The sequence below is a fragment of the Corynebacterium sp. HMSC11E11 genome (assembly GCF_001807025.1).
In the GTDB taxonomy this organism is placed as follows: domain Bacteria; phylum Actinomycetota; class Actinomycetes; order Mycobacteriales; family Mycobacteriaceae; genus Corynebacterium; species Corynebacterium freneyi.
On the sequence record NZ_KV787115.1, the window covers coordinates 1 to 22653 of the forward strand.

Consider the following 22653-nt stretch of genomic DNA (forward strand, 5'->3'; position numbering starts at 1 on the left):
TTCCGGCCCGGCACCCCACATGGGGTGCCGGGCCGTTGCGCTTGTCGACGACGGCCGAATCCCGGCAGCCCGGGTCGACCCCTGCAGCCTCGTGAGCCGACACACCCCCGCGCCCACCGACACGCACCCACCGCGCCGACACGCACCCGCCGAGCCGGTGTCGCTCCACGGGCAGCGGCCCGCGCACCCTTATGGTGGGGTCGTTCGAGGTTTTCGGGGGAACGCGCAATCGGCCCCGGCGCCCCGAGGACGACCCCGGCGAACGCCGGCGGCGATGATCAGCCCGGCAGGGCCCGACCGGCGAGGAGGACCGCGGTGGAGCATTACGACGCGCGCCTCCGGCTCCGGGAAATCACCCAGGAGCTGTACGACATCGGCGATGAAGTCGCCGAGCACATCGAGCACCTGGCCCAGGCCATCGCCGACGTCGACCGCGAGTTGGTCGACGAATGCGTGCTGGAGCTGGCAGACATCGTCGATGAGGCCGTCGAAGACGCCCGCCCGCTCGTCGGCGAACTCGCCGGTCTGCGGCAGGCGTTCACGTCCGGCATTCGCCGCGGCGAATTGGGGCCGATGCCCGACCGCGAGCCCGGCCCCGAGCCGAAGCCCGTCGACGTCGCTTCGCTGTCGGCCATTCCCGCGCCGTTGCGGCACCCCGTCGCCGTGCCGACGGTCGCGCATGCGTTGCTGGCGCGGTCGGAGAGCACGGCCGCGTACCTGGAGGATCTCGCCGACTGGGTGTCGGCCGAAAACATCCGCGGCGTCGAAGTCCTCGGGTCGGTGCAGATCCCGGCGCTGTACGCCCGCTGCGGCCGCCGCGCCCTCAATGCCGCCGCGGCCTGGTGCGTCACCGTCCCCGAAACGCACCCCGCCGTGGCGAAGACGCTGCGCGGGCGTCGTCCTCCCGCGTTCCTCATGGAGCGCATCCGCATCGACGAGGTCGTTCGCAAGGTCGCCCAGCGCCGTGCCGCGGAGCGCGTGTGACGGGGCCGGTCAACGACGGCGACCCGGCGGCTGCGGCAACGTCGGCAGGCCAGCGCGACCCGCGCCCGGAGTTCGGCATCTATCTGCATGTCCCGTTCTGCGCGACGCGGTGCGGCTACTGCGATTTCAACACCTACACCGCCGGTGAGCTGGGGTCGGCGGCATCGACGGGCAGCTATCTCGACGCCATCGTCCGCGAGCTGGAGTTGGCGGTGGAGTCCCTCGACTCGGCTTCGGCCGGCGGCGGTGGGGTCCGCCCCGCCGAGACCGTGTTCATCGGCGGCGGCACCCCGTCGTTGTTGGGCGCCGAGGGGCTGGCGCGCCTGCTCGACGGCGTGCGCGACACGTTTGGCCTGGCCCCGGACGCCGAGGTGACCACGGAGTCCAACCCGGAATCGACGTCGCCGGACTTTTTCGAGGGCATCCGCGAGGCCGGTTTCACCCGGGTGAGCCTGGGCATGCAGTCCGTCGCCCCGCACGTGCTGGCGACGCTGGATCGCGTCCACACGCCGGGCCGTCCGGTGGAGGCCGCCCGGGAGGCGCGCGACGTCGGCTTCGACCACGTCAACCTCGACCTCATCTACGGCACGCCGGGGGAGTCGATGTCCGACCTCGACGCGTCGCTGGAGGCGGTGCTGTCGGCGGGCGTCGATCACGTGTCGGCGTATTCGCTCATCGTGGAGGAGGGCACCGCCATGGCGCGGAAGGTCCGTCGCGGCGAGCTGCCCATGCCCGACGACGATGACCTCGCCGACCGTTACGAACGCATCGACGCCACCCTCCGCGGCGCGGGCTACGGCTGGTACGAGGTGTCCAACTGGGCGAGGCCGGGCGGGGAGTGCCGCCACAACATGATCTACTGGCGCGACGGCGACTGGTGGGGCGCCGGCCCGGGGGCGCATTCGCATCTCGGCGGCCGTCGTTTCCACAACGTCAAGCACCCTGCCCGCTACGCGTCCGTCGTGTCGGGCGGGGAGTTGCCCATCCACGATTCGGAGTCGCTTTCCGACGAGGACCGCCACATCGAACGAGTGATGTTGCGGTTGCGTTTGGCGGAGGGCATGCCGACGTCGGAACTGCGGCCAGAGGAACTCGAGCGGGCGCGTGCGCAGGAGGCCGCCGGGATGCTGGCGCTGGACGGCGATCGGGTTCGCCTGACCGATGCGGGCCGGCTGCTGGCCGACGCGATCATCGTCGACATCCTCAGCTGAGCGCGCGATCCGCATTGGGGGCTAAGGTTCCCCGCATGAGTTCGAACGTGGCCCCGGAGGCGGGCAACCCGTGCCGCGAATCCGCGCCCGAGCTGGCGGCCGTCGCCCAATCCACGCGCACGCGGCTGATCGCGGTGCTCGTGATCGGCCAGATCCTCGGCGGCCTCGGCGTCGGCGCCGCGGTGAGCGTCGGCGCGTTGCTCGTCGCTGAGGTATCCGGATCCCCGGAACTGTCGGGGCTCGCCGCGACGCTGAGCACGCTCGGTGCCGCGATCGCGTCGGTGCCGTTGGCGCGGCTGGCCATCGCGAAGGGCCGCGGATTCGCGTTGGCCGTCGGTTCCGGCCTGGCTGCCGTCGGCGCCGTGGTGTCGACGTTGGCCGCAGTCTCGGACAGCACCCCGTTGCTGCTCGCCGGGCTCCTCGTTCTCGGCGTCGGTTCGGCGGTGGGGCTGCAGGCGAGGTTCGCCGCCGCCGATGCCGCCCTGCCGCACCGCCGCGGCCTGATGCTGTCGACGGTCATGTGGTCCACGACCGTGGGCGCCGTCACTGGGCCGCTGCTCATGTCCCCGTCGGGAAGAGTGGCCACGGCGTTCGGCCTGCCGGAGTTGACCGGGCCCTTCCTGGTCACCGTCGTCGCCCAGGTCGGCGCCACGCTGCTGTACGCGCTGTTGCTGCGCCCCGATCCGCTCGAGGTCGCGCGACTCACCGATGCGGCCGCGGCCAATGCGGCTGCGCGAACGCCGGCAGGATCGACGTCCGCCGAAGGAGAAGGAACCGCTCCAACCGCTCACGCCGCGCCCGCCACCGCCGAACCCAACGCCGTGGTGCCCGCCGATCGCCGCGTCGTGCTCGCGGGCCAGGGCGCGGTTGCCGTCGCCCACTTCGTCATGGTCACCCTCATGTCCATGGCACCGCTGCACATGGCGAACTTCGGCGCATCGCTGACCATCATCGGCGCCGTCATGAGCTTGCACATCGCCGGCATGTGGGCCCTGTCGCCCGTCTTTGGCTGGGCCGTCGACCGGTTCGGCACGACCGCGATGATCTTCGTCGGCCAGACCATTTTCCTGGCCACCGCGGTCGTCATCTGGATCGCGCCGTTCAGCTTGCCCATGCTCGCCGTCGCGCTGACCCTGCTGGGCCTGGGCTGGTCGGCGTCGGTGGTGGCGGGATCGGCGGCGGTCACCACGGCCACGCCGCAGCACGATCGCGCCGCCGTCCAGGGCCGGACCGACATGACGATGAACTTGGCGGGCGTGCTCGGCGGATTGATCGGCGGGCCGGTGCTTGTCCAGATCGGGTACACCGGTTTGTCCCTGGTTGCGATGATCCCGGTTGCGGTGGTCGTCGTCACGCACATGGCGCTGGGGAAGCGCACCGCCGTCGGCCGGTAGACTCGGCCCTCGATGCACGGGAGCCCGCCGGGCCCGACGACGACGCGAAAAGGAGATGAGCGCCCGATGTCCAGCCAGACCGAACTGCGCCGCCGCGAGGTGCTGCGCGCCATCGTCGCCGACTACGTGTCCTCGCAGGAGCCGGTCGGATCGAAGGCCTTGGTCGAGCGCCACAACCTGGGCGTGTCCTCGGCGACCATCCGAAACGACATGGCGGTGCTGGAGGCCGAGGGGTTCATCACGCAGGAGCACGCCTCCTCCGGGCGCATCCCCACGGAGAAGGGCTATCGACTGTTCGTCGACTCGATTTCGAAGGTCAAGCCGCTGTCGAAGGCGGAGCACCGGGCGATCCTCGAATTCCTCGAAGGCGGCGTGGACCTGGAGGACGTGCTGCGCCGCTCGGTGCAGCTGCTCAGCCAGCTCACCCGACAGGTCGCCGTCGTCCAGCTGCCGACGCTGCAGACGTCGCAGGTGCGGCACTGCGAGGTGGTGCAACTCGCCGACGTGCGCCTGCTGGTGGTCATCATCACCGACACCGGCCGCGTCGAACAGCGCAACGTCGAACTCGCCGCGCCGATCGACCCGAACCAGGTGTCGGCGCTGCGCGACCTGCTCAACCGCACGATGGCCGGCAAAACCCTGTCCGACGCTTCGGCGTCCATCGCCGACCTGGCGGCCAACGCGCCGGCCGACGTCCGCGACATCGTCATCCGCTGCTCGACGGTGATCATCGAGTCGCTCATCGACAAGCCCAACGACCGCCTGATCCTTTCCGGCGCCTCCAACCTGACGCGCTCCGGCCTGCACGGGCGCCTGCCGTCGACCCTGCCGAACATCCTCGACGCGCTGGAGGAGCAGGTCGTCGTGCTCAAGTTGCTGTCGGCCGTGCAGGACCTCGACCAGGTGCGGGTGTCCATCGGCGAAGAAAACGAAGACGAGGAACTGCGTGGCACGTCCGTCGTGTCCACCGGCTACGGGACGGCGGGCGCGATTCTCGGCGGTCTCGGCGTCGTCGGCCCCACCTACATGGACTACCCGGGAACAATCGCGTCGGTCGCCGCCGTTGCACAGTACGTCGGCCGGGTCCTCGGTGACGGGTGACGGCCCGCACGCTGGTACATTCTTCCGACGGCTGCCCCATCGGCCCGCCGGTGGCCGGGCCGCCCGAATTCCGGTGACTCTTCGCTGATTACCGACAATTGGTTTTCCACAGATGCATAAGGAAGTAACTGACGTTGGCTCGTGACTACTACGGCATCCTCGGCGTGTCCAAGGACGCCTCCGACACGGAGATCAAGAAGGCGTACCGCAAGCTCGCGCTGAAGTACCACCCGGACCGCAACCCGGATGACGAAGAGGCCGCGGAGAAGTTCCGCGAGGCCTCCGTCGCCCACGAGGTCCTCTCCGACCCGGAGAAGCGGCGCATCGTCGACATGGGCGGCGACCCGATGGAGCAGGGCGGCGGCGTCGGCGGCGGAGGCTTCGGCGGTTTCGGCGGCGGTGGCCTGGGCGACGTTTTCGAGGCGTTCTTCGGCGGCGCCGCCGGCGGCCCGCGTCAGCGCCGTTCCCGCGTCCAGCCCGGTTCCGATGCGCTGCTGCGCATTTCGCTCGGCCTGGAGGAGTGCTTCACGGGCGTGCGCAAGCCGATCACCGTCGACACCGCCGTGCTGTGCGACATCTGCGAGGGCACGGGCTCGAAGTCGAAGGCCAAGCCGAAGGTGTGCGGCGACTGCAACGGCACCGGTGAAATCCAGCAGGTGCAGCGTTCCTTCCTGGGCAACGTCATGACCTCGCGTCCATGCGGCCGTTGCCAGGGCACCGGCGAGATCATCGCCGACCCCTGCACCAACTGCGGCGGCGACGGCCGCGTGAAGTCGCGCCGCGACCTGACCGTCAACGTTCCGGCGGGCATCTCCGATGGCATGCGCATCCGCATGGCCGGCCAGGGCGAGGTCGGCCCGGGCGGCGGGCCGGCCGGCGACCTGTACGTCGAGGTCCACGCCGAGCCGCACCCCGTGTTCACCCGCGAAGGCGACGACCTGCACGTGACCATCCACGTGCCCATGGTCGACGCGGCGCTGGGCACCTCCCTGGACGTGGAGGACCTGGTCGGCGAGAACATCGCCGTCGAGGTCGAACCGGGAACCCAGCCCGCGCAGACCATGCGGGTGGAGGGCCGCGGCATGCCGCGCCTGCGCGGCGAAGGCTCCGGCGACCTCATCGCCCACGTCGACGTGCAGGTGCCCACCAAGCTCGACGGCAAGTCCCGCGAGTTGCTGGAGAAGCTCCGCGATCATCGCGGCGAGGGCACGCGGCTCGTCGACGACAAGGCCACCGAGCGCGGTTTCTTCTCGCGTTTCCGCAACCGCCGCTAGGACCAACCGTCGCCCGGACACCGTCGACGGAGCCGCCCGCCGAATCAGAACAGGAGAGCCATGGGACTGCCCGTTTTCCTCGCCGATTTCGACGGCGCGGTGCCCGACCCCGGCTCGGTCATCGCCCTGGAGGGCCCGGAGGCGCGTCACGTCAAGGTGCAGCGCCTGGGCCCAGGCGACGAGGTGTTCCTCGTCGACGGCCGGGACCGGCGGGCCCGGGCCCGGATTTCGCTTGCCGACGGTGCCCGAGTCACCTGCGAAATCCTCTCCTCGGAGGTCGATGAGCGGCCGACGCCCCATGTGACGGTCGTCCAGGCGTTGCCGAAGTCGGACCGGGCGGAATTGGCCGTGGATCTGATGACCGAAGCCGGCGTCGACGCGATCATCCCGTGGTCGGCGCGACGGTGCGTGGCCAAGTGGACCGGCGCGAAGGCGGGCAAGGCGCGCGACAAGTGGGCGTCGACCGCCCGCGAGGCCGCCAAACAGGCCCGCCGCTCCTGGATCCCGCCGGTGGCCGAACTGCATTCGACGAAGGACGTCGTGGCGCTCATCGAGACGGTGACCGGACGCGGGGGAGTGGCCGTGGTGCTCCACGAGGAGGAGGATCGCGCCTTCGCGGACGTCGCCCGGGCCGCCGCCGACGTCGGCGAGATCATCTTCATCGTCGGCCCCGAAGGCGGCGTCGACGACGCGGAGCTCGAATCGTTCCGCGCGGCGGGCGCGACGCCGGTGGTCCTCGGCCCGACCGTGTTGCGCACGGCCCTGGCCGGTGCGGCCGCGACCTCGGCGCTGGGTCCGCTGACCCGGCGCTGGGGCTGAGCCGGGACCGCGTGGTCGACGTGAAATCCGCCCGCGCATTCCTCGTTCCCTGGCTGCTGTGCGCCCTCGGCGGCGCGGCGGCGTCGTGGGCGGGCGTGCCGGCGGGATGGCTGGTCGGCCCGATGGTCGTCGCCGTGGTGCTGTCGCTGGTCGCCGGCGGCCGCGCCGCCCCGAACGTGAAGTGGACCAGGCCCTGGCCGAACCGCTTCGGGCAGACGGTCATCGCGCTGCTCGCCGTCGGTCCCGTCGCACAATCCAGCCCCGGCGAGCTCGCCGCGGGTCTTCCCCTCGCCCTGCTGGTCACGGTCGCGTCGATGCTCGTCGCCTTCGCCGCATCGTCCCTGCTGCACCGCCGCGCGGGCGTCGATCGCGCCACATCGGTGGTGGCCACGCTGCCGGGTGGCGCATCCCTCATGCTGGCGGTGGCCCGCGAAGCCGGCGCAGACGAGAAATTCGTCGTCTTCTCCCAGTACCTGCGCCTGCTCGTCGTCTCGTTGAGCCTGCCGGCCGTGATTCTGCTTCTCGACGGCCCGGGTGACGTCCGCCCCGACGACGCCGTCGCCCCCACCGGCGGCGCAGCCGACCCAACCGCCATGGACTCGGCGTCCCGGATTTCGGAATGGGCGGGCGACTGGTCGAGCTGGGCGATGATCGCCGCCGCAATGGCGTTGGGAGCCGCCGTCGCAAAGCTCATGCCGAAGTTCCCGGCGCCCTTCATCATCCCCGCCATCCTCGCCGGGGCCGCGGGCGCCATGATCTGGCCCGAACTGGCCCCCGACATGCCGCGGCTGGCCGTCGCCGTCGCATTCATCGTCCTGGGCACCGCCGCCGGCTCCGGCATGACCATGGCCAACATCGCCGAATTCCGCCGCGCCCTGCCGTACGTCCTCGCCGGCGTCGGCATGCTGCTGGCCACCACCGCACTGTCCGCCTGGGTGATGTGGATGTTCGGCATCACCGGCGGCGTCGACTCCTACCTGGCCACCGCACCCGGTGCCAGCGAGCTCGTATTCGGGTTCGTCGCCGAACGCGGCGGCGCGGGCATCGTCGTGGTCATGCACGTCGTCCGCGTCATCGCCGTCGCCGTCGCGGCCCCATCCCTGCCGCAACTCATGCGCCGGTGCACGCCCGACCAGTGAGACGACCTAAGATCGTGACAAACCCGTCGACGCCCCGCCCCCGGCGCGCCGACCACCAACCGCCTCACCGACCCGCACCACCAACCCGCCAAGGAAACGAGGTTCCACCCGGCGTGACGGATCCGACCCGACAACCCGAACGACGACGCCCCGAACGACACGCCGTCGACCACCGCACCCAGGCGATCGTCGAACTCGACCCCGCGCACGCGCCGACCGTGTTCGGGCACGCCGACCGCAACCTGCGCCTCCTCGAAAACCTCCTCGGCGCGGACATCCACGCCCGCGGCACCACCGTCACCGTCACCGGCCGCCCCTCCCAGGTCGCCACCGCGGCCCGGGCCTTCAAGGAACTCGAATCCATGGCGCGCCGAGGCCACGAACTGTCCACCGACTCCGTGACGCGTGCCGTCGGCATCGTCGGTGCCGACGCCCGCGACGGGGCGGCCGGCGGATCCGGCGGCGCCGCCGACGTCCTCGGCGCGGAGATCATCGCCCGCCGGGGCAAAATCGTCCGCCCCAAAACCCAGGGCCAGAAGGACTACGTCGACGCCATCGACCGCAACACCATCATCTTCGGCATCGGCCCCGCCGGCACCGGAAAGACGTACCTGGCCATGGCCAAGGCCGTCCAGGCGCTGCAGCGGAAGGACGTCGAACGGATCATCCTGACCCGCCCCGCCGTCGAAGCCGGTGAAAACCTCGGCTTCCTGCCCGGCACCCTCCACGAGAAAATCGACCCCTACCTGCGGCCTCTCCACGACGCGTTGCGCGACATGATGGACCCGGAGATGATCCCGAAACTCATGGAGTCCGGCGTCATCGAAGTCGCCCCGCTCGCGTACATGCGCGGACGGACGCTGAACAACGCATTTATCATCCTCGACGAAGCGCAGAACACCACGCCCGCGCAGATGAAGATGTTCCTCACCCGACTCGGCTTCGGCGCCAAGATGGTCGTCACCGGCGACGCCACCCAGGTCGACCTGCCCCGCGGGCAGCGCTCCGGCCTCGACGTCGTGCGCCGCATCCTCGGCGACATCGACGGCATCGCCTTCCCGCACCTCGGCGCGGCCGACGTCGTCCGGCACTCGCTCGTCTCCGCCATCGTCGAGGCCTACGACGACTACGACGCCGCCGAGCAGGAACGCGCCGAACGGGCGAAGACCGAGCGGGCGAAGGCCGAGCGAGGGAGGGCCGAACGTGGGACGACCGAATCCACGAAACCCGGGCGCGGCAAGAACAAGCGCGACGTGGCCGGGCGGGACGGCACCGGGCGCGGCAAGAACAAGCGCGGCGGCGGCACGAACCCCGGCCCCGGCCGCGACTGGATGTGGGACTCGGGGGACCAGCGGTGATGGGCCGCGACAACACGGGAAACAACACACGGGCAACGACAGTGGAAACGGGAGCATGAGACGATGAGCATCGAGGTCTTCAACGAATCCGGCCGCGGCGTCAGCGAGGAATCGCTCATCGACGTCGCCCGCTACGCCCTGGGCCGGATGGACGTCCACCCGGCCGCGGAACTGTCGATCCACCTCGTCGACGAACCGACCATCGAGGACCTGCACATCCGCTGGCTCGACCTGCCCGGCCCGACCGACGTCATGAGCTTCCCCATGGACGAGCTCACCCCCGGCTCCGGCCGCCCGGATGCGCCGCAACCCGGCCCGTCGATGCTCGGCGACATCGTGCTGTGCCCCGACTTCGCCGCCCGCCAGGCGGAGAAGGCCGGCCACCCGCTCAGCCACGAACTGGTCCTGCTCACCGTCCACGGCCTGCTGCACCTGCTCGGCTACGACCACATCGAGGCCGACGAGGAGCGCCGCATGTTCGCGCTCCAAAATGGCCTGCTCGCCGACTGGTACGACGACGTCGAACGCCGCGGCGCCGACTTCCCGGCCAAGCCCATCAACCCGGGCGCCTTCCCGTCGGCCGCCGACCGCGAACAGCTTGACGAACAGCTCGGCGGCGATGTGCATGGCGGCAACGCGCATGCTGGTAACGCACATGGTGGCGACGCGCGTGGCGACGCCGGCCGTGGCCGCGACGGTGACGGCCGAAACGACGACGACCGTGGGGCGGGCACGCAGCGATGACCGCATCGGCATGGATGATCCTCGCGGTCATCCTCCTCATGGCCATCGCCGGCGTACTCAACACCGTCGAAACCGCCGTATCGTCCATCTCCCGGGCGCGCGCCAATGAAATGGTCCACGACGAAGTCGCCGGTGCGAAAGCACTGGTCCGCGTCCTGGACTACCGTGCCCGCAACGTCAACGTCCTCGTGCTGCTGCGCACGGTGTGCGAAGTCTCCGGCTCCGTCCTCGTCGCCGTCCTTGCGATGGAATACATCCGGTCCGACGCCTGGGCGATCACCGCGGCGATCGTGGCCATGACGCTGTTCAGCTACCTGGTCCTCGGCGTCACTTCGCGCACCCTCGGACGCCGCAACCCCTACGCGGTGTCGCTCGCCTCCGCCGTCATCCTCGGCGCCGTCTCCCGCCTGCTCGGCCCCGTCGAAAAGCTCCTGATCTGGGTGGGCAACGTGCTCACCCCCGGCGGCGGCTTCCGCGACGGCCCATTTTCCGGCGAAGTCGAACTGCGCGAAATGGTCGACATCGCCCGCGAACGCGGCATCGTCGAACACGACGAACGCCGCATGATCCAATCCGTCTTCGACCTGGCGTCGACGTCCGCACGGTCGGTGATGGTGCCGCGCCCGGAAATGGTGTGGATCGAATCGGAGAAGCACGCCGGCCAGGCCGTCGCCCTGTGCGTCCGGTCGGGCCACTCGCGCATCCCGGTCATCGGCGACGGCGCCGACGACATCGTCGGCATCGTCTACCTGAAGGACCTGGTGCAGCAGACCTACTCGCTCACCGACGGTGGCCGCAGCGTCCCCGTCACCGACGTCATGCGCGCCGCCACGTTCGTGCCGGACTCCAAACCCCTCGACGACCTGCTCGACGAAATGCAACGCGACCGCAACCACATCGCCATCCTCGTCGACGAGTACGGCGGCGTGGCGGGGCTGATCTCCATCGAGGACATCCTCGAGGAAATCGTCGGCGAGATCGCGGACGAATACGATGAAGACGAACGGGCGCCCATCGAACCCCTCGGCGACGGCCGGTACCGGGTCATGGCCAGGTTGTCCCTCGGCGAACTCGTGGAGCTTTACGACGAAGCCGAGGGACGTGAAGTCCGATTCGACGACGGTGTCGACGACGAAGTCGACACGGTATCCGGGTTGCTCGCCTACGGTCTCGGACGCGTCCCGCTGCCGGGCGCCGAAGTGGAGGCCGCCGGACTGCGCTTCACCGCCGAAGGCGCACGCGACCGCCGCGGCCGCATGCGGGTCCACGCCGTCGTGGTCGAACCCGTCGACCCGGAACCGGCGGACGCCGCCGCGGGACACGAACAAGAGGAGAACTGACATGGGAAACCTGGACGACATGCTGGCCGGCGCCGGAATCGGCGGCGATTCCGACGACTACGCCACCCCGCCGGGCCACCGCTCCGGATTCGTGTCCATCGTGGGGCGCCCCAACACCGGCAAATCCACCCTGACCAACGCCCTCGTCGGCGAGAAGATCGCCATCACCGCCGACCAGCCGGAAACCACCCGCCACCCCGTGCGCGGCGTGGTGCACCGCGACGACTGCCAGATCATCGTCGTGGACACCCCCGGCCTGCACAAGCCCCGCAAACTGCTGGGCCACCGCCTCAACGACATGGTCGCCGAGGCCTACGCCGACGTCGATCTCATCGCCATGTCCGTGCCCGCCGACGAAAAAATCGGCCCCGGCGACCGGTGGATCCTCGAATCCGTCCGCAAGGAGTGCCCGAACACGACGATGATGGGCATCGTCACCAAGACCGACAAGGTCGGCCGCGACGTCATCGCCGAACGCCTCATGGAACTCCACGACCTTCTCGGCCCCGAAGCCGAACTCGTGCCCGTGTCGTCGAACTCCGGCGAAAACCTGGAAACCCTCGTCAACGTCATGGCGTCGCTGCTGCCGGAGGGCCCCAAGTACTACCCGTCCGGCCACGTCACCGACGAAGACCGCGACACGCGCATGGCCGAACTCATCCGCGAAGCGGCCCTCGGCGGCCTCCGCGATGAACTGCCGCACTCCGTCGCCGTCCAAATCGACGAAGTCATGCCGAACCCCGACCGCGAGGGCGTCACCGACGTCCACGCCGTCATCTACGTCGAACGTCCCGGCCAGAAGCACATCCTCATGGGCAAGGACGGCAGGCGCATGCGCACCACCGTGCACAAGGCCCGAAAGTCCCTCATGGAACTGCTCGGCGGCAACGTCTACCTGGACCTGCGCATCAAGGTGCTCAAGGACTGGCAGTCCGACCCGAAGCAGCTGGGACGCCTGGGGTTCTAGAGCGGGAGGCTGCGGGACACGGCCGAGCTCGCGGCCCGGCAGACCGGAGAAGGTGCCCCTTTTCCGGGCTGCGGCCGGTGGAATCCGGGGCGCCGGGTAACCTCATCATTCGCCCACGGGCGAGAACATCCATAAACGATCCATAAACGTGCGAAAGGTGAACCGTGACCGACGCGAACAACCCGGGAAACGGCTTCGGCAACTACTCCGGTGACGGCGGATGGGGAAACCCCGCCGACGGCTACTCGACCGCGGGCCAACACAACCCCCAGGCCGGGTACCCCGACTACTCCGGGTACCCCGCCAACGGCGCAACCGGCGCCCCCGCCCCCGCAGCCGCCGGCCGTGACGCCAGTTTCCTCTCCGCGTTGTTCGACTTCTCCTTCCGCCAGTACGCCACGCCGTCGATCGTGAAGACCATCTACGTCCTGGTCACCATCGTCGTCGCCCTCGGCGCCCTGGTGTGGATCATCACCGGCGCAGCCGGCGCCTTCGACCTCGACTCCGGCATCGGGCTGCTTTTCCTGCTGTTCGGCGTGCCCTTCATCCTCATCGCCGTCATCCTGCAGCTCGCCCTGGTTCGCGTGCTGCTGGAATCGAGCCTCGCACTCATCCGCTCCGCCCAGTCGCTGCAGAACCTCGAGCAGCGCCCCTAACGGGAGACCACGCAACCAACGATGGCGGAGAGCTATCGCGACCGGGCGATCGTCGTAAAGCGTCACGACCTGGGGGAAGCCGACCGGATCATCGTCCTGTTCACCCGGAACCACGGCATCGTCCGCGCCGTGGCGAAAGGCGTGCGTCGCGCCAAATCCCGCTTCGGATCCAGGCTGGCGCCGTTCGTCGAAACCGACGTGCAGATCCACCCCGGCCGCAACCTCGGCACCATCACCGGCGCCGACACGATCCGAACGTGGGCCGCACCCATCGTCGACGACTACGCCCGCTACACCTGCGCCTGCGGAGTCCTCGAAACCGCCGAACGCCTCGCCGGCGAAGAAGGCGCCCCCTCGCCGGGCCTGTGGGACCTCACCGTCGACGCACTCGACGCCCTCGCACACTCCGCGACCGCCGCCGATGTCGCCGCGACCGACGCCGCCGACACCGACGCCGCCGGCACCGCCGATGAACGCGGCCCCGAAAACGGCGTCCACCGTGGCAGCACGCTGGGCGGGCACAATGGCGGCGCACCCCGCCGCACCCCCGGACTCCTGCTCACCGCATACCTGCTCAAAGCCATGGGCGAAGCCGGCTGGGCCCCCAGCCTCTTCGACTGCGCCCAATGCGGAAAACCCGGCCCCCACAAGGCATTCGCCCCAGCCGCCGGCGGCGCCGTATGCGTCGAATGCCGCCCACCCGGCGCCGCCACCCCACCCACCGACGTCCTCCGCCTGATGTGGTGGCTCGCCCACGACCGCTGGGACTACATCGACGCCGTCTCCGACCGCCGAGGATTCCGCCCCCTCGCCTCACAAGCCCGAGGCTTGGCGACGGCTCACCTCCACCACCACCTCGGCCGACGCGTCGCGGCACTGTCCTTCGTCGACGCCCGCTGGGGAGAAGACGGCAGCCCCCGCACCTCGACCACGCCGACCGCCCGAACCCACCCCGGCGCACCGGGACGCGGCACACCGTCGTAAAGCCACGCCCACCGGAACCGAGCCCAGCGGAACTGGTGCCCGCCGGAACTGAGGCCCACCGGGACTGGGGCCCGCCGCACCCCGTGGGGCATGATGAAAACGTGACGACGTCGAAACCAAACCCCATCCCGCACGATTCCCCCGTCCCCGAAGAATTCCTCCCCAACCACATCGCCCTGGTCATGGACGGAAACGGACGCTGGGCCCAAGAACGCGGAATGAAACGCACCGAAGGCCACAAACGCGGCGAAGCCGTGCTCATGGACTGCGTCGACGCATGCCTCGAAATGGGCGTGCCCCACTTGTCCGCCTACGCCTTCTCCACCGAAAACTGGCGACGCTCCACCGACGAAGTCCGCTTCCTCATGGGCTTCAACCGCGACGTCCTGCGCCGCCGCCGCGACGAACTCGACGCCAAGGGAGTCCGCGTCCGCTGGGCCGGCCGACGACCCCGACTGTGGCGTTCCGTGATCAAGGAACTCGAAACCGCCGAGGGCCAGACCGCCGACAACACCAACATGACCCTCTACATGTGCGTCAACTACGGCGGCCGCGCCGAAATCGTCGACGCCGCCCGCGAAATCGCACGCCTCGCGGCCGCCGGGGAGATCAAGCCCACCGACATCGACGAAAAGAACTTCGCCCGCTTCCTCGACGAACCCGACATGCCCGACGTCGACCTGTTCCTCCGCCCCTCCGGCGAACAGCGCACGTCCAACTTCCTGCCGTGGCAGTCCGCCTACGCCGAACTCGTGTTCCAGGGCCGCCTGTTCCCCGACTTCACCCGCGAGGACCTGCGCGCCGCCGTCGTCGAATACGCCAAGCGGGACCGTCGCTTCGGCGGCGTCAAGTAGTCGGCGGCAAATAGGCGGGAACCACCGGAGTGCAACGACGGGGGAGGCGAGCGGGGCTGGGTCCGGGAAAAATTCGCGGAATCGGTCACTTTCGGCTTTGCGACGACGCTTTCGCCGGTGGTGGCCCGCCCGAATGGCGGATTCGAACAAATATGCGTCGCGGCCGATCTTGATCTGCTGATAGCGTCCGGGGTGCGAACAAGAAAGCGAACAATCACTCGGGGTGGGGCGATGTCGACGGCACACGACAACGGGGCGGGCGACGACCTGGCGGGACTCGTCGCAAAGCTGACGCGAAACATAGAGGGCATGATCCGGCAACTGACCACCCTGCCCATCGGGGCAGTGGGCGGCGACGGACACCACGGCGACGAGATCAACCACGTCGAATCCGGCGTCGTCAGGCTGCGCCACGCCATGCGCGCCGCCGACGTCGTCTTCGCCGAATACGCCAACGCCGTCGTCGTCAACGAACTGCACAAACGCGGCGGCGGACGCGCCACGCCACGGTCATACCTCAAGAGGCTGTTCGACATCACCGACACCGAAGCACGCCACCTGCTCGCATACCGCGACGCACTCCACCCCGAACCCGACCCCGACCCGCCCGCCGACGCCACCCCCGAAGAACTGGAGGCCGCCGAAAAACAACTCCACCGGCGTCGCGCCATCGGCGAACGACTCGCAGCCTCCGCCAAAAAAGGCAACTTCCCAGTGTGCCGATCCAACCAAATGAACGAAGTGCTCGGCAGCTTCACCGGACAAGAGCACGGACTCATGGAGGACGTCGCCGAAGCCATCACCGACAACATCGACTCCACGCCCGCCGACCTCTTCCGGTCGATGTGCGCCAACGAAGCCCGCAAACGCCTGGAAAAACGGAAATCGGCGACCAAAGCCGGCACCTCGCAGGCCAGGCTGACCGTCCGGGCGCCCAACGTCGACGGACTGTGCAAACTCGACGCGATGCTGCCGGCGCCGACCGCCGCAGTGCTTAACGCGCTGCTGCACCTCAACGCCGGGCCCGGCGCCTTCCTCGACCTGCCCGACGGCGTCAAAGATCCCCGAACCCTGACCCAACGACGCGTGCACGCCCTCCACCACGTGCTGCTGTTCGCGCTGCAGCACAGCGGAGCCGGAGCTGCGGCGGGAGTCGGGGTGGATGCCGGGGATGGTGTTGATCTCGGTGCGCCAGGCGGGGTCCGGAGCGGAACCGCGGCCGCCGGAGAGTCGGGCGGCGGAGGCGGAGGCGCCGGGAAGGTGAGCCGCAGAGCGGGAACCGCAGGTGGAGTCCGGAGCGGGGCCGGAAGCGACGCGCCGGAGGCGGACGACGGCGCAGGGGAGGGTGCAGGGGAGGACCATGGCCGGGGATTGCTGCGATGGTTGCGCACCGAATCAACCTACTGGGACCCGGAACGATGCCCCTTCGTCGCCGACCTGTACTCGGGAGTCGCGCAACCGCTCGACCGCCCGAATGCCGGCGTGGCGTCGATCGTGATGGCGATCAGGGCCTCGGACTTCGACGACGAACTTCAGAGCGCCCAACGGGAAGGGCCGCCGGAAGGGGAGCGGCGGGTGTTCAAACGCTTCCCGACGAACACCGGCATCGACCTGACGCTGCCCGAACTGGTGACCCTCGGGGCTCACAAGTACGCGTGGTTGGCGTTGCTCGACGACATCACGGGACGCCCACTCGACCTGGGCCGATCACGGCGAACCGCCGACCTGTGGCAGCGAGTCCTGCTGCTGGCGTCGGAGACCGTGTGCACCTACCCCGGATGCGAACAGCCCGCCGACATGTGCGAAACGCACCACATCGACGCCTGGCTATTCGGAGGGGCCACCGACATCGGCAACTGCACACTCCGCTGCCCGGAACACCACCGCGAAAACGACGACGCGGATGCTGGCCATGCCAGTGGGCGGGCCACCCACCCCCGGGAAACCGGACGAGTCGGGCACGTGAAACCGGGCCGGGCCCCCGAGTTCAACGACTCGCCGGCGGCACGCAGATCCCCCGGCTGGTCCGAATCCTGGTGGGCGACCTACCAAGCCGGCAGGAGAGAAGCGCAGTCGACGTCGACCGGATGGTGGAGCTGGTCCAACTAGATGGGCTCGGCAGTTAGACGGAATTTCGAACCAGGCGGGATCTCGAACCAGACGGCCTCTCGGAACGGCCAAACGGTCTTCGTCTAAGACTCTTCCTGGCAGTCGCCGCACACCCCGAAAACCTCGGCGGTATGACCGGTCAACCGGAAACCATGCTTGGTGGCGAGGTCACCCGCCCATTCCTCCACCGGGCCGCCGCCGATCTCCACGGTTTCACCGCAATCGGTGCACACCAGGTGATGGTGATGATGATCCCCGCACAACCGGTACAACGCTTCACCGGCATCGGTGTGCAGAACATCCACGGCCTTGACCTCCGACAGCGACTGCAACGTCCGATACACGGTGGTCAACCCGACCTGGTCGCCGCGTTCCACGAGCACCCGATGAATGTCCTTTGCGGAGCTGAACTTCGTGATGTCGTTCATCGCCGCGATCACGGCCTTGCGCTGCCTGGTGCTGCGCACTCCGATCTTCGGGGTCTGGGCGGCGGCACCGGTGGCCGCCCCTCCGGCGTCGCCCGACCCGACACCGGCACCAGAACCCTTCGTGGATGACATCGCCGACTTCTCCAATCCCGACATGATCACCGCCCCAAACCGCACCTTCGCGGTGGACCGGGGAGGTATCGTCGCAAAGCTTGCTTCGCATCCCGACACTACCCTCGGCGAAATCCCGGGGTCGATGGGCATGAAACTCACCATGCCGGTTAGAGTGGGGGACACTTGTCGACCGTCCACCCGGACAGTCGATTGCACGGGGCGGCCGATGAAGCCGCCCACCGTCATCCCGTGCCCGCCGGATCCACCGCGGGGCGGGACACCGTGAACCAAGGAGCGTTTGAGGCAGTGGCCCCGAAGTCTGTCGTCGATACCGTCGCGAACCTGTGCAAGCGCAGGGGTTTCGTCTACCCCTGCGGTGAGATCTACGGCGGTACGCGCTCCGCGTGGGACTACGGTCCGCTGGGCGTGGAGCTGAAGGAAAACATCAAGCGCCAGTGGTGGAAGACCTTCGTCACCGGACGCAAGGACGTCGTCGGCCTCGACTCGTCCATCATCCTGCCCCGCCAGGTGTGGGAGGCCTCCGGCCACGTCGCGACGTTCACCGACCCGCTCGTCGAATCGCTGCACACCCACAAGCGGTACCGCGCCGACCACCTGCTGGAGGCCTACGAAGCCAAGCACGGCCACCCGCCGGCCAACGGCCTCGCCGACGTTCCGGACCCGGAGACCGGCCAGCCGGGCAAGTGGACCGAACCGCAGATGTTCTCGGGCCTGCTGAAGACCTTCCTCGGCCCCGTCGACAACGAGGTCGGCCTGCACTACCTCCGCCCGGAGACGGCGCAGGGCATCTTCGTGAATTTCAAGAACGTCATGACCACCGCGCGCATGAAGCCGCCGTTCGGCATCGCCCAGACCGGCAAGGCGTTCCGCAACGAGATCACCCCGGGCAACTTCATCTTCCGCACCCGCGAGTTCGAGCAGATGGAGATCGAGTACTTCACCGCCCCGGATGACGCCCCGGCGAAGTTCGACGAGTGGGTCGACGCCTGCTGGAACTGGTTCATCGACCTGGGCATCAACCCGGAGAACATGCGCCAGTACGACGTGCCGGACGACGAGCGCGCCCACTACTCCGCCCGCACCATCGACTTCGAGTACCGCTTCCACTTCCAGGGCAACGAGTGGGGCGAGCTGATGGGCGTGGCCAACCGCACCGACTACGACCTCGGCTGCCACATCGAGCATGCCAAGGAGGATCTGCGTTACCACGACCAGGTCACGGGCGAGAAGTACGTGCCGTACGTCGTCGAGCCGTCCTTCGGTCTGACCCGTGCGCTGATGGCGTTCCTGTGCGACGCCTACACCGAGGAGGAGGTGCCGAACGCCAAGGGCGGCACCGACACCCGCACGGTGCTGAAGCTGGACCCGCGCCTGTCGCCGGTCAAGGTCGCGGTACTGCCGCTGTCGAAGAAGGACACGCTGACTCCGACCGCGGAGGCCGTCGCCGACAAGCTGCGTCAGCACTGGGCCGTCGATTACGACACGTCGGGTGCCATTGGTCGTCGTTACCGTCGTCAGGATGAGATCGGTACGCCGTTCTGCGTGACGGTCGACTTCGACACGCTCGAGGATGACGCGGTCACCGTGCGCGATCGTGACACGATGGAGCAGGAGCGCGTGAAGATCGACGAGCTCGAGGGGTACCTCGCACAGCGCCTGATCGGTTGCTAGTTCGCTTTTCGACGATTCCCGCCGTCAGCTAGGAGACAACGCATGAGCGACCAGAACGATCGTCCCGGGCTCGATGCCGAGGGGGTGTCGGAGGAGCCGACCGTGGCGCCCGCGGAGGACGTCGAGGCTCCGGAGACGCCGGCTGTGCCGGAGAATCCGGGTGCTCCCGAGTCTTCGGAAACGCTGGAAACGCCGGATGCCCCGGAGTCTCCGGAGGCACCGGGGCTGCGGGAGATCGACGAGTCGCATGCGGCGACCCTGGATGACGGCACCGTCGTGCGGTGGGAGAGCTGGCGTCTGGGGGAGGAGGTCAAGGACGGCGACAAGGTTCGCATTCCGGTGATCGCCGAGGGTGCTGAGGTGGCGGAGTACGTTCGCGTTGGCCCGGAGGAGGCGATCGCGTCCGCGCGGGGTGCGTGGGATCTGGATGTCGTCGGCGATGGGCGTCTGGTGGCCACTTTGCCGGATGGCCGGGTTTTCACGGCGGGCGGCAAGGATCGTCCGAAGTTGGCCCGGGCGAAGAAGATCGACGTTGATTTGGGCGGTGATCGCCACCTGGTCGTGGTGTGCGAGGGGTCGCAGAATTACGTGATCGAGGATGCTCGCGGCGGCAAGTTGGGGCAGTTCACGGGCGCGAATCGTGGTGTGCGTGCGGCGGAGATTCAGTACGACACCGATGGTGGCCGTGCGTTGCCGGATGAGGAGAAGATTTTCCTGTCGTGGGTGGCGCGTCGGGTGCTGGAGTACCGGATGGTCAGTTCGACGTGGATTCTCACGGTCTGTCTGTTGCTGTTGATCGCTTACCTTGTGTGGGTGTGGGTGGCGTAGGACGCGATGGTTGGCGGTGATCGGCCCGGGCGTGTGCCGGGGGAGGGGGTGGGGCCCGTTCCCGGTGGTGCGCCCGGGCCGTGGCGTGTGTCGGGGGTGGTGTCGGCGGGCCGGTCGGGGGTTGGTTCGGGGCAGGGGGGTGTGCTTTACGACGCTGATGGGGTTGTCATTGCGGCCGGTTGGCGGGTGACGCCGTCGGGGTTGTCGGGGCGGACGTTTACGGTGTCGTCGCCGGGGGATTGGTGGCGTGCGCGGACGGTGGGTTTGACGGTGGCGCATGTGGTGGTGTCGGGGCCGGGTGGGGAGTTGAGTTTGAGGCGGCGTGACGGTGGGCGGGGCCGTGATGTGGTGGATGTCGGCGCTCGGCGTCTGGTGGCGAGGACGCGCGTGGATGGTGGGGAGGTCGTCGTCGAGATCGTCGGGGGTGATCCCGATGCGGCGGGGGTTGATGCGGGGCTTTTGGCGGCTGCGGCGTTTGCGTGTGCGCATGTGGATGGCGCCGCGCGTTTGATGGGGTAGCCCGGGTGCGGTCGGTTGTCGGCTGGGCCGCGTAGGTCGCGGCTCGCTGCGGCGGTCAGAAGCTCGCCGAGCCGCCGGATCCGCCGCCGAAGCTTCCGCCTCCGCTGAAGCCTCCTCCGCCGAAGCTGCCTCCTCCGCTGAAGCCGCCTCCGCTGTTCATCATGCTGCCGAGGACCATGCCGGCGATCATTGCGCCGGAGTTGCCGCCGCCGCGGTGTTGGTTCATGCGTTGGCGGTGGCGGTTGATGTCGTCGCGGGCTTTTTGGGCGGCTTGGCGTCCGAGTTGGGCGGCGGTGCGGGCTTCTTGGATGCCGCGGCGGGGGTGGTGGTCGGGGTCGTTGCCGGGGTTGGCGGCGATGTTTTCGGCGGTGGCGAGGTGGCGTTCGGCTTCGGCGAGGCGGGTGCGGGCGGTGGAGCCGACGATGCTGCGGCGGGTGCCGATGATGTCGCGGGCGGCGGTCACCTGGGCGCGTGCGTCGGTGAGTGCGTTGTGCAGGGTTTGCATTTTGCGGGCGAAGGCGTTGGCCGCGTCGCGGGCTTCTTCGAGTTGGTCGTCGAGGGTGGCGTCGGCGTCGGTGAGGATGGTCCAGGCGCCGAGGGGGTCGGTGGAGCTTTTTGCTTGGGCGATGTCGAGGGCGGTGCGGCCGGAGTCGGCGGCGTCGGCCAGGGCGTTGCGGTCGATGTTGGCGGCGTCGGGTGCGGCGAGGAGGTTGGTGGCTTCGGCGATTTCGTCGCGGACTTCGTTGATGAGGTCTTTGAGGCCGGTGAGGGCTTGGGCGATGTTGTCGTCGGCGTGTTCGATGGCTTCGACGAGTTTTTCGGCTTGGTCGAGGGCGAGGTCGGTGGCGCGGAGGGCGTCGACGAGGCCGGCTTGTTCGCCTGCGGGTTTGGTCAGCAGGGAGCGGGCTTCGTCGCCGGAGCGTTCGGCCATGTTGACGTGTTCGGTGGCCATGTCGACGTTGTCGGAGATGGAGGCCAGTGCTTCTTCGTCGTAGCGGGCGCGGAGGCCGTCGAGGATGGTGGCGGCGTTGGGGATGCGGGTGCGCAGGGCGATGCCGCGTTGGGTCAGGCGGTCGAGGGTGTCGGGTGCGTTGAGCAGTTGTTCGCGCATTTCGGCGTAGCGGGCGACTTCGCCGTCGAGTCGGTCGTCGGCGGTGCCGCAGGTGGAGATGATTTCCAGGAGGGTGCCGCGGCGTTCGGTTTCGGGCAGGGAGGGGGCGTCGTCGATGCTTTGGCGCAGTCGGAAGGCGCGGTTGAGGGTGCGTTGGGAGTGGTCGAGGGCTTGGGTGAGGTCTCGGACGCGGGCGTCGCCGAATTCGGCGCGGGCGAGGTCGAGTTCGGTGGTGGCGAGGCGGATGGATTCGTCGGTGGAGACGAGTTCTTCGCGGGCGAGTTGGTCGAGGGCGTCGGTGGAGAGTTGGTCGTGGGATTCGATGTCGTCGGGGTTGAGCTTTTTGCCTTGTTCGACTTCGGTGGCGGTGCGCTTCTTTTTGTTGCGGCGCGACCATGCGACGGCGCCGCCGCCGAGGGCTGCTGCTCCGGCTGCTCCGGCGCCGAGGACGGCGAGGCCTTCGGTTGCGCCGGGGGCGGTGGCTTCGTCGATGGCGGCGAGGGCGGCGCCGGCCCAGTCGTCGTTTCCGAGTTGCGGGACGGCGGAGTTGGCGAGGTCGGGGCCGGTGGCGTCGACGTCGTTTCCGGCGTATGCGCCGACGTTGCGGTCGCCTACTGCGACGGCGAAGACGGCGAGGTTGGGGGTGCCGCCGAGGGCTTGCCAGGTTTGGTGGGCCCATTCTTCTGCTTGGATGCCGTCGAAGGTGTTGACGTAGATGATGCGCATGACGGTGCCCTGGTCCTGTTGGAGTTGGGCGGCGCGTTCGTTGATGGTGGCTTCGTCGGCGTCGGTGAGCACGTCGGCGGCGTCCCAGATGCGGCCGTCGAATCGTTGCGGGGTTTCGGCTCGTGCGGTGGGCGGGGTTATGGGGCTGGGGCCGGTTGCGGGGAGCACGCCGGTGAGGGGGCCGGTCAGGGCGACGAGGGCACCGGCTGCGATGGTTGCTGCGAGGCGGTGGGTGCGGCTGGTTCGGCGGTTGCGGTCGTGCTCGGTCATGGTCTCGAGGATACGTGGGTGCGTGGGCGTA

At 69.0% G+C, this 22653-nt stretch carries 19 protein-coding genes; 17 read left to right on the forward strand and 2 right to left on the reverse strand.

What is annotated here, in order from left to right:
• The first annotated feature begins 315 nt into the window (after positions 1-315).
• The 15 genes from HMPREF3121_RS02145 to HMPREF3121_RS02215 all read left to right on the forward strand — a co-directional run bounded on the left by HMPREF3121_RS02145 (position 316) and on the right by HMPREF3121_RS02215 (position 16934).
• Positions 316-984, forward strand: coding sequence for a hypothetical protein (locus HMPREF3121_RS02145; RefSeq protein ID WP_070519468.1), 669 nt, complete (start codon positions 316-318; stop codon positions 982-984).
• A complete protein-coding gene (gene hemW / locus HMPREF3121_RS02150; protein ID WP_083291172.1) occupies positions 981-2195 on the forward strand; it encodes a radical SAM family heme chaperone HemW in 1215 nt (404 codons plus the stop codon). Before HMPREF3121_RS02145 ends, hemW begins: the two co-directional genes overlap by 4 nt.
• 35 nt (positions 2196-2230) lie before the next feature.
• A complete protein-coding gene (locus HMPREF3121_RS02155; RefSeq protein WP_070519470.1) occupies positions 2231-3589 on the forward strand; it encodes an MFS transporter in 1359 nt (452 codons plus the stop codon).
• 66 nt (positions 3590-3655) lie between these two features.
• Entirely contained in the window at positions 3656-4690 is a 1035-nt protein-coding gene (gene hrcA, locus HMPREF3121_RS02160) for a heat-inducible transcriptional repressor HrcA (RefSeq protein ID WP_070519472.1), read from the forward strand.
• 134 nt (positions 4691-4824) lie between these two features.
• Entirely contained in the window at positions 4825-5964 is a 1140-nt protein-coding gene (dnaJ, locus tag HMPREF3121_RS02165) for a molecular chaperone DnaJ (RefSeq protein ID WP_070519474.1), read from the forward strand.
• 60 nt (positions 5965-6024) lie between these two features.
• Positions 6025-6783 (forward strand): 16S rRNA (uracil(1498)-N(3))-methyltransferase, encoded by a 759-nt coding sequence (locus HMPREF3121_RS02170; RefSeq protein ID WP_070519476.1) that lies wholly within the window; start codon positions 6025-6027, stop codon positions 6781-6783.
• 11 nt (positions 6784-6794) lie between these two features.
• Entirely contained in the window at positions 6795-7922 is a 1128-nt protein-coding gene (locus tag HMPREF3121_RS02175; RefSeq protein WP_070519478.1) for an AbrB family transcriptional regulator, read from the forward strand.
• 185 nt (positions 7923-8107) lie between these two features.
• Positions 8108-9280, forward strand: coding sequence for a PhoH family protein (locus tag HMPREF3121_RS02180; protein ID WP_246816046.1), 1173 nt, complete (start codon positions 8108-8110; stop codon positions 9278-9280).
• A gap of 63 nt (positions 9281-9343) precedes the next feature.
• Positions 9344-10024 carry an rRNA maturation RNase YbeY gene (gene ybeY, locus HMPREF3121_RS02185; protein WP_083291175.1) on the forward strand — a complete coding sequence of 227 codons (681 nt, stop codon included), beginning with the start codon at positions 9344-9346 and terminating at the stop codon, positions 10022-10024.
• Positions 10021-11364 (forward strand): hemolysin family protein, encoded by a 1344-nt coding sequence (locus HMPREF3121_RS02190; protein ID WP_070519480.1) that lies wholly within the window; start codon positions 10021-10023, stop codon positions 11362-11364. The genes ybeY and HMPREF3121_RS02190 overlap by 4 nt, the downstream gene beginning before the upstream one ends.
• 19 nt (positions 11365-11383) lie before the next feature.
• On the forward strand, positions 11384-12331 hold the full coding sequence (gene era / locus HMPREF3121_RS02195) for a GTPase Era (RefSeq protein ID WP_070519568.1): 948 nt from the start codon (positions 11384-11386) through the stop codon (positions 12329-12331).
• A 164-nt stretch (positions 12332-12495) separates the two neighbouring features.
• The gene (locus HMPREF3121_RS02200; protein WP_070519482.1) at positions 12496-12987 is read left to right on the forward strand and encodes a DUF4282 domain-containing protein; all 492 of its coding nucleotides are present in this window, start codon (positions 12496-12498) and stop codon (positions 12985-12987) included.
• Between the two features lie 21 nt (positions 12988-13008).
• Positions 13009-13971, forward strand: coding sequence for a DNA repair protein RecO (gene recO / locus HMPREF3121_RS12300; RefSeq protein ID WP_141742930.1), 963 nt, complete (start codon positions 13009-13011; stop codon positions 13969-13971).
• A 125-nt stretch (positions 13972-14096) separates the two neighbouring features.
• Entirely contained in the window at positions 14097-14825 is a 729-nt protein-coding gene (locus HMPREF3121_RS02210) for an isoprenyl transferase (RefSeq protein ID WP_256388229.1), read from the forward strand.
• Positions 14826-15056: 231 nt separating this feature from the next.
• On the forward strand, positions 15057-16934 hold the full coding sequence (locus HMPREF3121_RS02215) for an HNH endonuclease signature motif containing protein (protein ID WP_070519486.1): 1878 nt from the start codon (positions 15057-15059) through the stop codon (positions 16932-16934).
• An 83-nt stretch (positions 16935-17017) separates the two neighbouring features.
• Here HMPREF3121_RS02215 and HMPREF3121_RS02220 read toward each other — a convergent pair whose 3' ends face one another.
• Positions 17018-17494 (reverse strand): Fur family transcriptional regulator, encoded by a 477-nt coding sequence (locus HMPREF3121_RS02220; RefSeq protein ID WP_141742931.1) that lies wholly within the window; start codon positions 17492-17494, stop codon positions 17018-17020.
• 288 nt (positions 17495-17782) lie between these two features.
• On the opposite strand from HMPREF3121_RS02220, the gene HMPREF3121_RS02225 reads away from it, so the two are divergent.
• Both HMPREF3121_RS02225 and HMPREF3121_RS02230 read left to right on the forward strand, forming a co-directional pair.
• Complete coding sequence (locus HMPREF3121_RS02225; RefSeq protein WP_070519488.1) at positions 17783-19168, forward strand: glycine--tRNA ligase; 1386 nt, start codon at positions 17783-17785, stop codon at positions 19166-19168.
• A 42-nt stretch (positions 19169-19210) separates the two neighbouring features.
• Positions 19211-19996, forward strand: a complete 786-nt coding sequence (locus tag HMPREF3121_RS02230) for a hypothetical protein (protein ID WP_224370114.1) — start codon at positions 19211-19213, stop codon at positions 19994-19996.
• A gap of 574 nt (positions 19997-20570) precedes the next feature.
• On the opposite strand, the gene HMPREF3121_RS02235 is transcribed toward HMPREF3121_RS02230, so the two are convergent.
• Positions 20571-22622, reverse strand: coding sequence for a TPM domain-containing protein (locus HMPREF3121_RS02235; protein ID WP_070519490.1), 2052 nt, complete (start codon positions 22620-22622; stop codon positions 20571-20573).
• Positions 22623-22653 lie beyond the last annotated feature (31 nt).

Coding starts and splice junctions, on each gene's coding strand:
- HMPREF3121_RS02155 (WP_070519470.1), top strand. CDS start 2,231: ATGAGTTCGAACGTGGCCCCGGAGGCGGGCAACCCGTGCCGCGAATCC.
- hrcA (WP_070519472.1), top strand. CDS start 3,656: ATGTCCAGCCAGACCGAACTGCGCCGCCGCGAGGTGCTGCGCGCCATC.
- HMPREF3121_RS02170 (WP_070519476.1), top strand. CDS start 6,025: ATGGGACTGCCCGTTTTCCTCGCCGATTTCGACGGCGCGGTGCCCGAC.
- ybeY (WP_083291175.1), top strand. CDS start 9,344: ATGAGCATCGAGGTCTTCAACGAATCCGGCCGCGGCGTCAGCGAGGAA.
- HMPREF3121_RS02190 (WP_070519480.1), top strand. CDS start 10,021: ATGACCGCATCGGCATGGATGATCCTCGCGGTCATCCTCCTCATGGCC.
- era (WP_070519568.1), top strand. CDS start 11,384: ATGCTGGCCGGCGCCGGAATCGGCGGCGATTCCGACGACTACGCCACC.
- recO (WP_141742930.1), top strand. CDS start 13,009: ATGGCGGAGAGCTATCGCGACCGGGCGATCGTCGTAAAGCGTCACGAC.
- HMPREF3121_RS02215 (WP_070519486.1), top strand. CDS start 15,057: ATGTCGACGGCACACGACAACGGGGCGGGCGACGACCTGGCGGGACTC.
- HMPREF3121_RS02220 (WP_141742931.1), bottom strand. CDS start 17,494: ATGTCATCCACGAAGGGTTCTGGTGCCGGTGTCGGGTCGGGCGACGCC.
- HMPREF3121_RS02230 (WP_224370114.1), top strand. CDS start 19,211: ATGAGCGACCAGAACGATCGTCCCGGGCTCGATGCCGAGGGGGTGTCG.
- HMPREF3121_RS02235 (WP_070519490.1), bottom strand. CDS start 22,622: ATGACCGAGCACGACCGCAACCGCCGAACCAGCCGCACCCACCGCCTC.